The sequence below is a fragment of the Granulicatella adiacens ATCC 49175 genome, from assembly GCF_025150565.1.
In the GTDB taxonomy this organism is placed as follows: Bacteria; Bacillota; Bacilli; order Lactobacillales; family Aerococcaceae; genus Granulicatella; species Granulicatella adiacens.
The window spans coordinates 1,425,839-1,440,689 of the sequence record NZ_CP102283.1 but is presented as its reverse complement, the minus strand read 5'-3'; the positions used below and the strand labels follow the sequence as shown (position 1 = coordinate 1,440,689).

Sequence of the window (14,851 nt, the reverse complement as noted above, 5' to 3'; positions counted from 1 at the left end):
CAGTTTTCAAAACTGTATTTAAAATTAGGAGGAATCTAGTAATGACTTATGAATTACCAAAATTAGAATACGCATTTGACGTATTAGAACCACATTTTGATGCACGTACAATGGAAATCCACCATGACAAACATCACAATGCATATGTTACAAATTTAAACGCAGCGGTAGAAAAACACCCTGAATTATTCGAAAAAACAGTTGAAGAATTAGTTAGCGATTTAAACGCTGTTCCAGAAGATATCCGTGTAGCTGTTCGCAACAATGGTGGTGGGCATGCAAACCATAGCTTATTCTGGACTCAATTATCTCTTGATGGTGCAAAAGCTCCAGAAGGTGCTTTATTAGCAGCTATCAACGAAGCATTCGGAAGCTTCGACGAATTCAAAGCAGCATTCGCACAAGCAGCAGCAACTCGTTTTGGGTCTGGTTGGGCTTGGTTAGTTCTTTCTAACGGAAAATTAGAAGTCGTTTCTACTCCAAACCAAGATAACCCTCTATCAGAAGGCAAAACTCCATTATTAGGATTAGATGTATGGGAACATGCATACTACTTAAACTACCAAAACCGTCGTCCAGACTACATTTCAGCATTCTGGAATGTTGTGAACTGGGATGAAGTAGCTCGTCGTTTCGAAGCTGCTAAATAATCTATAAAAACGAAGACCGATGTCTCCTAGGAGTCATCGGTCTTTTTGCGTCTGGTTAACAAAATCAGAATAATAAACACGATAGAAGCAAAGCTAATCATCGAACCTTCAATCAGATAAGGAGTCGTATAATGATATTCGACAGAATGTTTTCCTGGGGAAATACTAAATCCGAGAAGAGAATCGAGAATTTTAAAAGTTTCTACAGGTTGACCATCTACACGAACCGTCCATCCAATTGAGTAAGGAATCGTCGTTAAAACTGTACTTTCTTCTTCTACCGTCATCGTTCCAGAAAAATGGGTAGAGGAGAAGGTATCTATTTTTAATTCTTGAGCTTTCGTTTGTTGAATTCTATCTTGTAATAATGTTTCATTTAAGGAATAAAGATTCAATCTTGTAAATGAAAATTGATCTTTTTGAATCGTGAACTCTATCGTTTGAGGGATTCCTTTTTTCTTGGAAGCAATACTTAAAAGAACGGGTCTTGATTCAACAGGATAAAAGAAATACTCTTTTCCATTTAAGGTCATCGTGAAACTATCTTCTTCCATATCTCCCGCTAATTCTAAATAGATAGGATCATCGGTTTCTGGCGTGAAGGTTAATTTAATGCTCCCTTTTTCTTCACTATTTTCCAACTGTATCGTTTGGTGAGCAAAAGGGCGACCTTTAATATTACTGTAAGCCATTTGAGAAGGAATTCTCGTGAAAATATCCTTTGGTGAATGGGTTCCTGCAAGAGCGTTAGATAATTGATTTTGCATGGCAACCGGCTGATTAACGGGGACTTTCATCGCTTTTAATATGGGTTTCATTGGATAAGCAATAGAAAGAACATTGTCATTTTGAACAACAGTACCTTCTTCAAATTGCTGTGCAACGTCCATCATTTCTAAATCTTTTCTTTCCCATCGATGATTATAAGAAGCCTGGTCATTTGCTATAAAACTTGTTTTAATTCCAAGAAGGGCATCCGTTAGTAACGTTCCATTACTATAACTTACGTAGGCCACTCCTTGTCGAACACCGATAGCTTCAAAGAAACGTTCACTTTCTTTTTCAAAGGTAGATGAAAAATGAGAGATTCCGTAAGTAGGAACTTGAAGACTATCATTTTTTGAACGCGCAATTGTTTTTTCACTTCTAAAGAACGTGTTGTCAGGTGCTGATAGAGATTTGCTCCAAAGCTCTAAAGAGGCTTGATAGTTAGTGAAATCTGAATTCATCACATATCCCAGTCTAGCCAAGTTAATTCCACTATTCAACACAAGTTCAATGAGGACTAAACTAATCCATAACCCACGAGAACGCTTCTTGAATCTGGTTTGAGCAATTAATCCATAGAGAATACCCATTGAAATTCCAAACCCTAGGACGATTTGCCAGGATTGAAGGTAAGATTGGGGATAAAGGATAAAACCAATACTGATGCTAAGCATAAAAAAGAAAAATGTAAAAGCTTCAAACATTGAAATCTTTGAGGACTTCAAGGTTTGTTGATACCCGATGTAAACAATCCAGAAACTAAATAAGAATGAGAAACGGTAAGGATACCAATTCGGAAGTTGACCAGCATGCCAAATTCGATCTAAAAAATCGATATTAAAACTCACTAAAAAGAAGAGAGTAATGACAAAGGCGATGATTTTTTCAGCGAGTCTAATTATCTTATGAGTAAAATAGGTAAAAAAGGAAAAGAGTGCCAAGCTACCAACAAAAATATTTGGGTATCCTTTAGGCATTTGCTGAAAGTCAAAACTACCAATGAATAATTTTGATAGCATCAACAAAGGATTGTATTCTGATTTTAGAGACCAGAGACTTTGCTTTGCTGCTCCTTTACTTCCAAGTAAACTATAAGCACTTGGAAGTAGAACAATCATAATGAGCCCAATTGCTAATATACTGTATAAAGCAAAACGAGCTCCGGTTTTAAGAAAATCCTTCCATTGAAAGCTTCTTTTTTGAAGCAAATAAGCATAAGGAAAATAAAATACTAAAAAGAGGCAAATCATATATCCTGTATAATAATTGGCCAAAACGGTGATTGCCAAAGGGAGAATATAACGAATCGGATTTTCATTGTTAATGATGGAGTCGACCCCTAATAAAATGAGTGGAAGACCTATCAAGGCATCTAGCCACATAATATTGAGTTGGTTGACTGAAAGATAACTCATAAATCCATAAGAGAGTGAAAACAGGAGTGCATTCATATTTCTTTCCCCAAATTTCTTATCTAAAAAATAGGCAAAGCTGACCGTGCAAAAAATGAGTTTCAAGAAAATCAAAAGAGAAACTCCTATTGTAATGTATGATTTTGGAATCATGAGAAATATCAAGTTAAAAGGACTGAATAAATAATAAGACCATAAGCTTACCATTTCTCCACCAATGGATTTGGAAAAGCTGTAAAAAAACTGTTCAGGATGGTGTAATAGAGTATCCTGATAATAAGCAAAGAAATCGACGTATTGTTGACCCAAATCGACGGTCAGCCAGGTACGATTTCCAAAAGGAGTCATTGAAAAAAGAATAAATATAAAAAGTAGAAGGAATACGGGGATTAAAATACTAAGGCTATAGTATTTTCTTTTATTCCAATTGCTTTTAGATTTCATAGGGACCTCCTTAGTTGTATTCAATGATAGCATAGCACGTTCTTAGATTTGCTGCACGAAAAATTTGGTGAGAAGACCAAAATCTTAGTATTTTATTAACCCCTTTTTATATAGTTCAAAAGGGAATTTATGGTATACTGTTATGAGTTACTAGAATATGCATGGAGTTTATTATGTTGAATAAAAGAAAATCAAAAAACAAAAAGAAAAAATCACATATTCCATTTCGTTTAAATTTATTATTTTTAATAGTATTCTTTTCATTTATTGCGTTGATTAGCCGTTTGGCATATGTTCAATTGGTTAAAGGGGATGAATTTGTTGCTCTCGTTCAACGAACTGAAACAACCACTTCTAAAAAAGCTGTTCCACGAGGATCTATCTATGATAGCCAAGGTCGAGTTTTAGTAGGGAACAAGCCTAAATTATCGATTAACTATACAAGACCTGCAGATGCGAAAGCCTCAAAAATGTTAGAAATCGCCAAAAAATTAACTTCATTGATTTCAGTCGATACTTCTGAATTAAAAGAGCGTGATTTGAAAGATTATTGGGTAGCTTTAAATCCTGACAAGTTAGATGGATTACTGACGGCTGAAGAAAAGAAACAAATTTCAAAAGAAAACCTCTCTTCAAGTCAAACGTATGAGATGCAATTAGCTCATATTCCTTCAGATGAGTTAAACTATAGTGAAGCTGAAAAACAAGTGATTGCTATTTTCACAAAGATGAATAGTGCTTATTCTCTTTCAACTGTTACGCTCAAAAATGAAGGAGTAACCGAGCAAGAAGTCGCAAAAATCAGTGAACGATTAGGCGAGCTTCGTGGAGTAGATATTGATTCTGATTGGGACCGTGAGTATCCAATGGGGGACATGTTAAAAACAATCCTTGGAACGGTTTCTTCTGAAAAAACAGGATTGCCTTCTTCAAAAGTAAAATCATTACTATCTCAAGGATATTCACTCAACGATCGTGTCGGAACGAGTTATTTAGAAGAACAGTATGAGAATGTTTTAAGTGGTTCTAAGACTGTCGTTCAATCTCAAACGAATACAAAAGGACAAGTCATCAAAAATAACGAAACTTATCCAGGGAAAGCAGGTTCTAATTTAGTATTAACCATTGATACTGAATTCCAGAAAAAAATAGAAGAAATTGCCAAAACTTCTGTTGAAGAAATGACGGACCCAGCTGCTGACCGCGTGTATATCGTTGTAATGAATCCTAAAAATGGAGACGTTCTAGGAATTACGGGTAAGAAAAAGAAATTTGATGGGAATTTCCAATCCAATGGAGTGGAAGACGATGCTTTAGGAGCGATTAACAACTCATTTGGAATGGGGTCAGTAGTTAAACCAGCGACTGTTCTATCGGGTTATATGGATGGAGCATTGACGCTTGAAGATAATAAAATAGTCGATGAACCGATTGAATTTGAAGCTTCTAAACCGAAGAGTTCATGGTTTAATCGCAATGGACAAATTGAATTAACCGATTTAGATGCATTGGAACGTTCTTCAAACGTATATATGATTAAATTAGCGATGAAAATGGGTGGACAAGCAGAATACGTGAAGGGCGGAAAATTGAATATCAATTTAAGCCTATTTGATAAATTGCGTGAATATTATGCTCAATTTGGATTGGGTGTAAGAACTGGGATTGATCTACCAAATGAAGGAAAAGGATATAATGGTGGAACAGCCGATGCCTTTTCTGCACTTGACTTTGCGTTCGGTCAGTTTGACTTATATACACCGCTTCAATTGGCTCAATATATGTCTACGATTGCTAACGGAGGAACACGTATTGCTCCTCGTTTAGTGAAAGAAATTCATGAAACGAGCCCTAAAGGTGGAATTGGAAATCTTGAAGATGTCATTCCAACCAAAATTATGAATACTCTTCAAGTAGAGAAGAAAATTCTGGATCATATTAAAGAAGGACTATACCGTGTTACTCATGGGGAGAACGGAACATCTGCTTCTACTTTCAAAAATTACTCTCCTGAAGTGGCTGGTAAAACAGGGACTGCAGAAGCATTCTATTCTGGGCCAAATCCTGCTTATAAGAATGAGGCTGTAGAAAACTCAACATTCATTTCGTACGCTCCGTATGATAATCCTGAAATTGTTGTATCTGTAGTAGCACCATATTTTAAAGATGGATCGCCATCAGATTATGCTGCTAAAATTGCTAAAAAAGTGTATGAAGCTTATTTTGGTAAAAAAAGTAATTCTGAAACCAATGCTGCAACAGTAAATACACAAGTACAACAAAATAACAGACAATAATTCGAAAATGAGTGATAGTTTTATCACTCATTTTTTGTCTTTAAAGTTTAGTAAAATCGATTGTTGAAATGCTTAAAACCAATTATAATAAAGCAAAATGGAGGCGAAATTATGGATTTTACAGAAAAAACAATTCAAAGAGATATTAAATATTCAGGACGTATTTTTACAGTAACACAAGATATCGTGGAGCTACCGAATGGGAAAACTTCTACGCGAGACCTCGTATTTCATACGGGAGCAGTAGCAGTACTCGTGATTCGTGACGGAAAGATGCTACTCGTTCGTCAATATAGAAAACCATTAGAAATGCACTTCTTGGAAATTCCAGCAGGGAAATTAGACTCGAAGGAAGAAGTGCCTCTAGAAGCCGCAAAACGTGAATTAGAAGAAGAAACAAACCTAGTTGCCGAAGAATGGGTGAAGATGATGGAAATGGTCTCTACCCCTGGATTCTGCGATGAGAAAATTACATTATTCCAAGCAAAAAATGTGACGGTCCAAGAAAATGCGAAACCAGCAGACGAAGATGAATTTGTTGAAATCTTATGGATGCCACTCGAAGAAGTGATGCAAAAAATCCAAACGGGTGAAATTGCGGATGCGAAGACGATTATTGCAGCACAGTATGCTTGGATGCATAAAGGAGAATAATCAATGCCAAATGAACCTTTATTAACGAGAAAATCGTATAAAGAACAATTAGAAAAACAGAATCGAGAGTTAGAAGAACTAGAAACTAGGCAAGAGCGAAGAGACAGTCGTGGACGCTCTTATGAAAAGGAGGAAGAGTTGTACGCTGAACGCGAGGAAGAAGCTTCACAAGTACACCGCACGCCAAAATCAGGACTTAGAAGATACAATCATTTTCTAAATGTATGGCTGGTTTCTGTCATTGTGATTTTAATCATTGTGATTGCGATTCAAATGTTCTTTTAAACCAATTAAGATTAGTTTTTCTTTTCATTTTGAAGCCATTATGATAGGATAAAGCATATATAGAAAACACATTGATGGAAAAGGGTTTTTAACAAAGCTTTTCAGGGAGGAAGATCCTGACTGCAAGTCTTCCAAGTCACGTTTCAAACTTTTCACTTCCGGAGTGACCATTGGGATTCACTGATGAATAATGGTTCGGGTCGCCCCCGTTAACAGCGTCCAAGTGTCTTGAGCCTGCCTCAAGGAACAAGGGTGGTACCGCGAAATTTCGTCCCTTATAGTCTATTGGCTATAAGGGATTTTTATTTTTTATAAGGAGGAATACAATGAATTTAGAAGAAATGAAAGTGCAGTTTGATGCGATTCGTAAAGATGTACTTGCTTCTTTAGAAGAAGTAAAAACATTAAAAGAGCTCGATCAAATTCGTGTACAACAATTAGGGAAAAAAGGACCCATCACGGAAGTTCTTAAAAACATTAAAAACTTAGCCAACGAAGAGAAACCAAAAGTAGGGGCTCTTGCCAATGAATTACGTTCTTTCTTAGAAGAAAAAATCGCTTCTGTTAAAGAAGTGCTTGAAGCAAAAGCGTTAGAAGAAGCGTTACAATCTGAGACCATCGACGTCACAATGCCAGGTCGTCCAGTCGAACGTGGAACTGCTCATGTATTAGCGCACGTTCAAGACCAAGTGGAAGATTTCTTCATCGGCCTTGGATACCAAGTAGTAGAAGGCCCAGAAGTGGAATCAGACCACTATAACTTTGAGATGATGAACTTGCCAAAAGATCACCCAGCGCGTGATATGCAAGATACATTCTACATCACTCCAGAGTACTTACTTCGCACACAAACTTCTCCAGTACAAGCTCGTACAATGGAAAAACATGACTTTACAAAAGGTCCATTGAAGATGTTAAGTCCGGGCCGTGTATTCCGTCGTGATAACGATGATGCAACGCACTCACATCAGTTCTATCAAATCGAAGGTCTTGTGATCGATAAACATATTACGATGTCAGACTTAAAAGGAACTCTTGCGGCATTTGCTAAAGAAATGTTCGGGGAAGACCGTGAAGTGCGTCTTCGCCCAAGTTACTTCCCATTCACGGAACCCTCTCTAGAAGTGGATATTAGCTGCTTCAAATGCGGTGGCGAAGGCTGTTCTGTATGTAAAGGAACAGGTTGGATTGAAGTATTAGGTAGTGGTATGGTTCATCCAAACGTTCTTGAAGCTGCTGGTGTAGATTCAAGTGTTTACGGTGGATTTGCCTTCGGATTAGGCCAAGACCGTATCGCAATGTTGAAATATGGGATTGAAGATATTCGTTCATTATATACAAACGATGTACGTTTCTTAAGCCAATTTACGAAAGAATCATAAGAGGAGGAAGAACATGAAATTATCATACGAATGGTTAAATGAATATATTGATTTATCACAAATCACTCCTCAAGAATTAGGAGAAAAAATGTCTCGCACAGGGATCGAAGTCGATAGCGTTACGGTTCCAGGCGAAGGATTAAAAGGATTAGTGGTTGGGTTAGCAACCCAAGTCGTTGACCATCCAGATTCAGACCACTTACACGTTGTCACAGTTGAAGTAGGTGATGACGAGCCGCTTCAAATCGTGTGTGGCGCTCCAAATATCGCAGCAGGTCAAAAGATTATCGTGGCGACTCACGGTGCACGCATTGCGGGCGGTCATAAAATTAAACGTGGAAAACTACGTGGCGTAGAATCTCAAGGAATGATTTGTTCCTTACAAGAAATCGGCGTGCCAAGTAACTTAGTACCCAAAGAATACGAAGATGGAATTTACGTCTTTACTGATGACAGCATTGAAGTAGGAAGCGACGCCGTTCATGTATTAGCGCTTGATTCAGCAATCGTGGAACTTGATATCACTGCTAACCGTTCTGACGCGTTAAGCATGCGCGGTTCTGTTCACGAAATTGGTGCGATTTACAACTTGAAGAACAATTTAGAACCAGATGCATTCGAAAAAGGAACTTCTTCTGAAATTCCAGGCGTTGTTACAGTTTCTGTAGAAAACGAAGCAGACGCTCCTGCATACCACGCATTCTTAATCGAAGGTGTTAAAGTGGCTCCAAGTCCACAATGGATGCAAAACCGTTTAATCGCGGCTGGCGTTCGTCCAATCAATAATTTAGTGGACGTAACCAACTACATCTTAATGGAATACGGTCAACCGCTTCATGCATTTGACTACGATAAATTACCTGAAAAAGCGATCCATGTTCGTCGCGCAACTGAAGGCGAAACATTAGTGACTTTAGATGGGGAAGAACGTACATTAGAAAACGAAATCGTGATTACTTCAGGCGGCCAACCAGTCGCATTAGCTGGGGTAATGGGTGGATTAGACACTGAAATCTCAGAAGAGACAACTACAGTGTTATTAGAAGCAGCCTTGTTCGATCCTAAAGCGGTTCGTCTTGCGTCACAAAAACATAACTTACGTAGCGAATCAAGTGCTCGTTTTGAAAAAGGCATTAACAAAGCAACCATTGTTCAAGCTGGAAAACGCGCAGCAGCATTGATTGCCAAGCTTGGTGGCGGAACTGTGAAAGAGGCCTTTGCTTCTTCACAAAGCTATGACTTAGAATTACCAGTTGTAAGCATCACTCTAGAACGCTTAAACCACGTTTTAGGAACAAGCTTAACACTTGATGAAGTGAAACAAGTATTTGCACAATTAGAATACCCAACAACTGTAGAAGGAACACGTTTCGACGTGACAATTCCTGCATGGAGATTTGATATTTCTATCGAAGCAGACTTAGTGGAAGAAGTAGGACGTATTTACGGATACGACAAGATTCCTGCAACATTACCAACAACTGAAAGTACAGTGGGTGGGTTAACAGATAAACAACGCTTCATCCGTTACACTCGTCAATTCATGCAAGGAGCTGGACTTTCACAAGCGTACACTTATGCCTTAACAACTCCAGAAAAATCAAAATGGTTTACGAAGAAAGACGCAACAAGCGTGCGTTTAAGCTGGCCAATGAGTGAAGATCGTAGCGAATTACGTCAATCACTATTACCAAGTTTATTAGAAGCCGTTCAATACAACGTGGCTCGTTCACAAAACAACGTGAAATTATTTGAAGCAGGCCGTGTGTTCAAACTAGGAGCTGCTGGAAGTGAAGATTTCATCGAAAACGAGGTCATCGCGGGTATTTTAACAGGAGACGTGACAAGTGCGAACTGGAACCATAAAGCAGAGAAAGTGGATTTCTATGTGGTAAAAGGAATTCTAGAAGCGTACTTCGCACAATTAGACTGCTTAGACCGTGTACGTTTCGAGCCTTTAACAGATATTGAAGAATTACACCCAGGACAATCAGCACGTATTCTTTTAGACGGAGAAGTGATTGGTTTAATCGGTAAAGTTCATCCAACGGTTCAAAAAGCATTAGACTTACAAGACACATTCGTCTTCGAGTTAGATGTGGAACCATTACTTGCAGCTAACTTACAAGAAGCAGTGATTCAATCGGTTGCGAAATATCCAAGCATGACGCGCGATATTGCTATCTTAGCACCAACTTCATTAACACATGCTGAGTTAGTGGATGTTATCCGTGAAAATGCTGGTGAGTTCTTATCAAAAGTAACGTTATTCGACGTTTATAAAGGGGAACATGTGCCAGAAGGATTCCAATCATTAGCGTATTCATTATTGTTTGTGAACCGCAATGCGACGTTGGAGGAAGACGTTATTAAGTCCGCCATGACTCGAGTAGAAGAAGCATTAGTGTCTTTAGACAACGTATCTATTCGATAAAATAAAGTAAGTACGAAGATTATTTTATGTAGTACTATAAAAACTTAGATTACCTTCGGTTATCTTCATAATAACGACAATAGCTGTATCGGATTGTGCCAAGGTCTCAATCTTATCGAGCCTCAAACGGGGGAGTAAGACCAAAGACAAAAGCGGACTCACACTGTGAGTCCTTTTTGCTTTGTAGTCTTACCCCCGCAAGGCTGATTAGAATTAAGCGAATCACGAGTGGTGAAGCTTAATTCAATCAGCTACTGCGTCTAACTCTATAGAGTTTTTTAGGTAAGGAATGAATTCCTAACTCCTGCTAATTCGCATCGATTACACTCGCTATTGTTGTTATTATAGAAACCGAGGTAATCTACGTTTTTATACATAAGATAGCTAATCTTCGTACTTTTTTGTTGTGCTAGTTTATAAAGTGCTAATACTCCTTCTACGCTCGTAAAATAAGAAGAGCATGGGGCACCGGCTCGAGCCGGTGTCTCTCGCCTTTGAAGCCTCAAAGCTGGAGTAGGAAATAAATTTCTTACCCCAGCTTATTCGTTTCAATGCTAGTCCCACTATTCTTTCAATAAACTGATTCTTTTTTGTAATCCTTGAACACTTTGATTAAAAGCACTAATGTTGTTCTACGCTCGCTGAGAAGGAAGGGAAGAGGATGACATTACCAAATATGGCAATTTTGTATCATTTTTGATACGTATCATAAATGATACAAAAGAAGATGTAACAAAAATGTGACGTCACATTTTTGTTACATCGTAAATTTTAGACAAGAACACAGCACCAAGGACATTCAAGGAATGTCTTTGGTGCTGTGTTTATTGGGTTGAGGTTATTTTTTTACATATCCATTTTTTTCTAATTTTTTAACAGCTTCACTATAATATAGTGGATCATTTTTTGGTGGATATTTCTTTGGATTACGTTTGTTTAGTTCTACAAAGTCCATTGTATTATAGTCAAACGTGTTTTTACGGGTATATACCCCGTCCTTAAATTCAAGCGTTCCTTCGATTCCCTTAACACCTTTTGTTTCGTCAAAAGCTTTTTGGATGGTTACTTTAAATTGTTCTGGATCTTGACCCATTTCTTTTGGATTATAAACATAAGTACCTTCTTGTTTATAAACAACGTCATCTTTGTAGTAGTACTTCAATGTAACAGTAACACCAGGCTCTTTGTATTCGTAAGTTGCTTCGCCTGTTTGATTGCTTTTAGCAGATTGAGTGGTCGTCGCTTTTGTAGTTGCAGCTTGAGTAGTAGGTGCTTGTGTAGTTGCTTGAGCAACGGTTGTTTGCGCTGAAGTTTCATCAACTTTCTTTTCTCCACTTTGACATGCTGCTAGAGCAAAAGCAGTCGATAATAATGCAATAACTTTATAAGTCTTTTTCATGATTTTCTCCTTAAACATCGATTATATTATTTTTGTTGGAAACCAGCTTCTAAAAGTACTTTTTTCATGGCTTCGAAGCTCGTAGAATATTCATTCAGTTTAAATTTAGGATCAATTTCTTTTAGCTTAGCAACATCAATTTTTGTATAATCCATATCAAAAGTTTGGATTAGTTTTTCACCTTCAGTTTCAAGCTTAACGAGAAATCCTTCCATATCTTTGAATTGTTCCTTCGTAATTTTATAAGTTGCTTCAACCGTTTCTTTTTGTGCCTTAGCAATGATTTCTTTTGTTTCCTCTGTTATGCCAGGTAATGATGTAAAGTCAAAGATATTCTTAGTGATCTGTCTAGTCACTTGATCACCTTTATGATAAACGATCATAGTTGTAATGCTTCCTGGAAGAGAAATTTCGAATACAGCTTGATCTTCCTGAGCATTTGAATCATCTGCTTTTGCAACGGTTGTTTGAGCGGTAGTCGTAGGAGAAGCCGTTGTTGTCTGCGTCGTTGTTTGCTCGACAGTGGTTTGAGCTTGCGTCGTTTGGACTACCGTTGTGGGATCCTTTTCTTCGGAATCTTTATTTTGTCCACAAGCAACCAGAAAGAAACCACATGTGGCAAGAAGAGCCAATTGTTTGGTACGTGTATTCATATTAATTTCCTTTCATAACGATTCCTTCGAGGATCAAGTAAGACTATTGAACTTCTTTGAATCCTTCTTTAACTAGGAAGTTTTTAGTAACTTCATAGCTTACTGTATTATCATCTTTTGGTTTAAAGCTTGGAACGAGTTCTTTTAATTTAGCAAAGTCTGTTTTTGAATAGTCGATTGTAAAGTTTTGGATGACTTTACCATCTTTGACCTCAACTGATGAAGAGATTCCTTCTACACCTTTATAAGCTGCAAAAGCTGTCTCGAGTTGTGTTTTGATTTGTTCTTCAGTAGCTTTAGTTTCCATTTCTTTTACGTTGTAAACATTCTCAGTCGTTTGTTTTACAAGAACGTCACCTTTAGAGTACATGATTACACGAGAAGTTACGCCCTTATCAGACTGTTCTAACACTGTTTTCTTTTCACCTTCAGTTGCTGCAGTAGTTGTAGCTACCGTAGTTGTTGTTGGAGCGGTTGTTGTAGCAGTAGTAGTTGTTTCTTTTGTGGTAGATGATGTAGTAGTGGTTGTACTATTATCTTTTTGACCACAACCAGCTAATACTAAACCTGTAGTAAATAAAATGGCTAATACTTTCGATTTTTTGTTCATGATCTTTTCCTCACTTTTCTTGTTTTAATTATAGGAAAACCGGACGAAGAGTATATTCTTCCCCCGGTTTTATGAATATCCTTTTATTTCTTTTCTTTGTATCCAGCTTGTAATAAAGATTCTTTAGAAGCTTTAAAGCTGATTTTATCGCCGTCTCCAGTGAATTCTTGAGGGAATGCTTTTCTTAATTCAGAAACTTTAGCTTTAGTGTAATCCACTGTTAAAGTTTGAATGATAGTACCATCTTTAGATTCAATACTAGCAGTAACGCCATCAACAGCTGTATATTTATTATTTACTCCTTCGATTTGTTTTTTAGCGTCTTCTTCAGTTACGCCTAATTTCTTTAAATCATAAGTATTTGTAGCAGTTTGTTTTGTTACTAAATCGTTATTATAGTAATAAGTTAAAACTGAAGTTACTCCGTTTTGATTTAATTCAAATGAAGATGATTCTTCTTTACCGCATCCTAGTAATACGAATAGTGCTGCGAAAAATACAGCGATTAATTTCAAAGTTTTTTTCATGAAATTCATCCTTTCAATTTGTAATATATTTGTATTATAAATCTAAAGATTATATTATGCAAGAAATTTTGTAAAATTCTTGGGAGTATCTAAAGAGAAGCATGTTCATTAGTTAGATTTTATAGGGATATGCTATACTAAATCTATCGTGAAATGGAGGAAAGAAAATGAACCAAACAATCGATTTCTTAAAAGAATTAGTAGCCATTCCATCTCCAACAGGGTACACAAAAGATGTTCAAGATTATTTAATTGAAGTGTTAACGGATATGGGATACCAACCAAAACGTACAGCGAAAGGGCTTGTCATTGTAACCGTAGAAGGAGCAAACGATAAAGAGCAGCGCGCAATTACGGCTCATATCGATACGCTTGGAGCGATTGTAAGAGCGGTGAGACCAGACGGACGTTTGAAGTTGGATCGTATTGGTGGTTTTGCTTGGAATATGATTGAAGGAGAAAATTGTACTGTTCATATTGCCTCAAACGGAAATACGGTTTCAGGAACGATTTTATTACATCAAACGAGTGTTCATGTATACAAAGAAGCCGGAACGGTCGAACGCAGTCAAGACAATATGGAAGTTCGATTAGATGAGAAAGTCACTAATGAAAAAGAGACGCGAGCTTTAGGAATTGAAGTGGGAGATTTTGTTTCTTTTGATCCGCGATGTGTTGTCACACCAACCGGATTTGTTAAGAGTCGTTTTTTAGATGATAAAGTTAGTGCGGCAATTTTACTTACCTTATTGAAGAAATATAAAAAAGAGGGTATCACCTTGCCAGTAACGACTCACTTTATGTTTAGTTGCATTGAAGAAACGGGAACTGGAGCTAACAGTAGTATTCCTTCTGAAGTGGTTGAGTTTCTTGCAGTGGATATGGGAGCAATGGGGGATGACCAACAAACCGATGAATATACGGTTTCGATTTGTGTCAAAGATGGGTCAGGACCTTATAACTATGATTTCCGTCAACAGTTAGTCAGTCTTTGCAAGGAAAAAGAGATTCCGTTTAAACTAGATATTTATCCTTATTATGGAAGTGATGCTTCTGCAGCGATGCGAGCTGGGGCAGAAGTAAAACATGCACTATTAGGAGCAGGAATTGAATCGAGTCACTCTTATGAAAGAACGCATATCGATTCTATTGAAGCGACTCAATCGTTAGTAGATGCTTATTTATTAAGTGATTTAATCGAAGAATAACCGTAACCCTTCCCATAGATTTGTGGGAAGGTTTTTTTGCTTAAAAATTTGGAATATCTTTATTGACAGCACTCCCCCTCAAATAGTATACTCTAAAACGTAAAACTTACGATTTAAGAAAGTGGGAG

12 protein-coding genes are annotated in these 14,851 nt (G+C 37.4%); 7 read left to right on the top strand and 5 right to left on the bottom strand.

Annotated elements, in window-relative coordinates; genetic code table 11:
- The first annotated feature begins 41 nt into the window (after nucleotides 1-41).
- Nucleotides 42-650, top strand: a complete 609-nt coding sequence (locus tag NQ540_RS07080; RefSeq protein ID WP_005606784.1) for a superoxide dismutase — start codon at nucleotides 42-44, stop codon at nucleotides 648-650.
- Nucleotides 651-676: 26 nt separating this feature from the next.
- On the opposite strand, the gene NQ540_RS07075 is transcribed toward NQ540_RS07080, so the two are convergent.
- Entirely contained in the window at nucleotides 677-3,274 is a 2,598-nt protein-coding gene (locus NQ540_RS07075; protein ID WP_039849097.1) for a YfhO family protein, read from the bottom strand.
- A 173-nt stretch (nucleotides 3,275-3,447) separates the two neighbouring features.
- Here NQ540_RS07075 and NQ540_RS07070 point away from each other — a divergent pair, with 173 nt between their 5' ends.
- The 5 genes from NQ540_RS07070 to pheT all read left to right on the top strand — a co-directional run bounded on the left by NQ540_RS07070 (nucleotide 3,448) and on the right by pheT (nucleotide 10,326).
- Complete coding sequence (locus tag NQ540_RS07070) at nucleotides 3,448-5,571, top strand: peptidoglycan D,D-transpeptidase FtsI family protein (protein WP_156780452.1); 2,124 nt, start codon at nucleotides 3,448-3,450, stop codon at nucleotides 5,569-5,571.
- 111 nt (nucleotides 5,572-5,682) lie between these two features.
- Nucleotides 5,683-6,225, top strand: a complete 543-nt coding sequence (locus tag NQ540_RS07065) for an NUDIX domain-containing protein (protein ID WP_039849095.1) — start codon at nucleotides 5,683-5,685, stop codon at nucleotides 6,223-6,225.
- Between the two features lie 3 nt (nucleotides 6,226-6,228).
- Complete coding sequence (locus tag NQ540_RS07060; protein WP_005606775.1) at nucleotides 6,229-6,510, top strand: hypothetical protein; 282 nt, start codon at nucleotides 6,229-6,231, stop codon at nucleotides 6,508-6,510.
- 326 nt (nucleotides 6,511-6,836) lie between these two features.
- Nucleotides 6,837-7,892 carry a phenylalanine--tRNA ligase subunit alpha gene (gene pheS, locus NQ540_RS07055; protein WP_005606773.1) on the top strand — a complete coding sequence of 352 codons (1,056 nt, stop codon included), beginning with the start codon at nucleotides 6,837-6,839 and terminating at the stop codon, nucleotides 7,890-7,892.
- Between the two features lie 13 nt (nucleotides 7,893-7,905).
- A complete protein-coding gene (gene pheT, locus NQ540_RS07050; protein WP_005606772.1) occupies nucleotides 7,906-10,326 on the top strand; it encodes a phenylalanine--tRNA ligase subunit beta in 2,421 nt (806 codons plus the stop codon).
- Between the two features lie 838 nt (nucleotides 10,327-11,164).
- On the opposite strand, the gene NQ540_RS07045 is transcribed toward pheT, so the two are convergent.
- From NQ540_RS07045 to NQ540_RS07030, 4 genes are all read right to left on the bottom strand, one after another.
- Entirely contained in the window at nucleotides 11,165-11,725 is a 561-nt protein-coding gene (locus NQ540_RS07045; RefSeq protein ID WP_039849094.1) for a DUF1307 domain-containing protein, read from the bottom strand.
- Nucleotides 11,726-11,751: 26 nt separating this feature from the next.
- Nucleotides 11,752-12,378 (bottom strand): DUF1307 domain-containing protein, encoded by a 627-nt coding sequence (locus NQ540_RS07040; protein WP_005606769.1) that lies wholly within the window; start codon nucleotides 12,376-12,378, stop codon nucleotides 11,752-11,754.
- A 43-nt stretch (nucleotides 12,379-12,421) separates the two neighbouring features.
- On the bottom strand, nucleotides 12,422-12,988 hold the full coding sequence (locus tag NQ540_RS07035) for a DUF1307 domain-containing protein (protein WP_005606767.1): 567 nt from the start codon (nucleotides 12,986-12,988) through the stop codon (nucleotides 12,422-12,424).
- Nucleotides 12,989-13,071: 83 nt separating this feature from the next.
- The gene (locus NQ540_RS07030) at nucleotides 13,072-13,515 is read right to left on the bottom strand and encodes a DUF1307 domain-containing protein (RefSeq protein WP_050755098.1); all 444 of its coding nucleotides are present in this window, start codon (nucleotides 13,513-13,515) and stop codon (nucleotides 13,072-13,074) included.
- Nucleotides 13,516-13,682: 167 nt separating this feature from the next.
- Here NQ540_RS07030 and NQ540_RS07025 point away from each other — a divergent pair, with 167 nt between their 5' ends.
- Complete coding sequence (locus NQ540_RS07025; RefSeq protein WP_005606764.1) at nucleotides 13,683-14,723, top strand: M42 family metallopeptidase; 1,041 nt, start codon at nucleotides 13,683-13,685, stop codon at nucleotides 14,721-14,723.
- Nucleotides 14,724-14,851: the final 128 nt, after the last annotated feature.

Coding starts and splice junctions, on each gene's coding strand:
- NQ540_RS07075 (WP_039849097.1), bottom strand. CDS start 3,274: ATGAAATCTAAAAGCAATTGGAATAAAAGAAAATACTATAGCCTTAGT.
- NQ540_RS07070 (WP_156780452.1), top strand. CDS start 3,448: ATGTTGAATAAAAGAAAATCAAAAAACAAAAAGAAAAAATCACATATT.
- NQ540_RS07080 (WP_005606784.1), top strand. CDS start 42: ATGACTTATGAATTACCAAAATTAGAATACGCATTTGACGTATTAGAA.
- NQ540_RS07045 (WP_039849094.1), bottom strand. CDS start 11,725: ATGAAAAAGACTTATAAAGTTATTGCATTATTATCGACTGCTTTTGCT.
- pheT (WP_005606772.1), top strand. CDS start 7,906: ATGAAATTATCATACGAATGGTTAAATGAATATATTGATTTATCACAA.
- NQ540_RS07035 (WP_005606767.1), bottom strand. CDS start 12,988: ATGAACAAAAAATCGAAAGTATTAGCCATTTTATTTACTACAGGTTTA.
- NQ540_RS07030 (WP_050755098.1), bottom strand. CDS start 13,515: ATGAAAAAAACTTTGAAATTAATCGCTGTATTTTTCGCAGCACTATTC.
- NQ540_RS07065 (WP_039849095.1), top strand. CDS start 5,683: ATGGATTTTACAGAAAAAACAATTCAAAGAGATATTAAATATTCAGGA.
- pheS (WP_005606773.1), top strand. CDS start 6,837: ATGAATTTAGAAGAAATGAAAGTGCAGTTTGATGCGATTCGTAAAGAT.
- NQ540_RS07025 (WP_005606764.1), top strand. CDS start 13,683: ATGAACCAAACAATCGATTTCTTAAAAGAATTAGTAGCCATTCCATCT.
- NQ540_RS07060 (WP_005606775.1), top strand. CDS start 6,229: ATGCCAAATGAACCTTTATTAACGAGAAAATCGTATAAAGAACAATTA.
- NQ540_RS07040 (WP_005606769.1), bottom strand. CDS start 12,378: ATGAATACACGTACCAAACAATTGGCTCTTCTTGCCACATGTGGTTTC.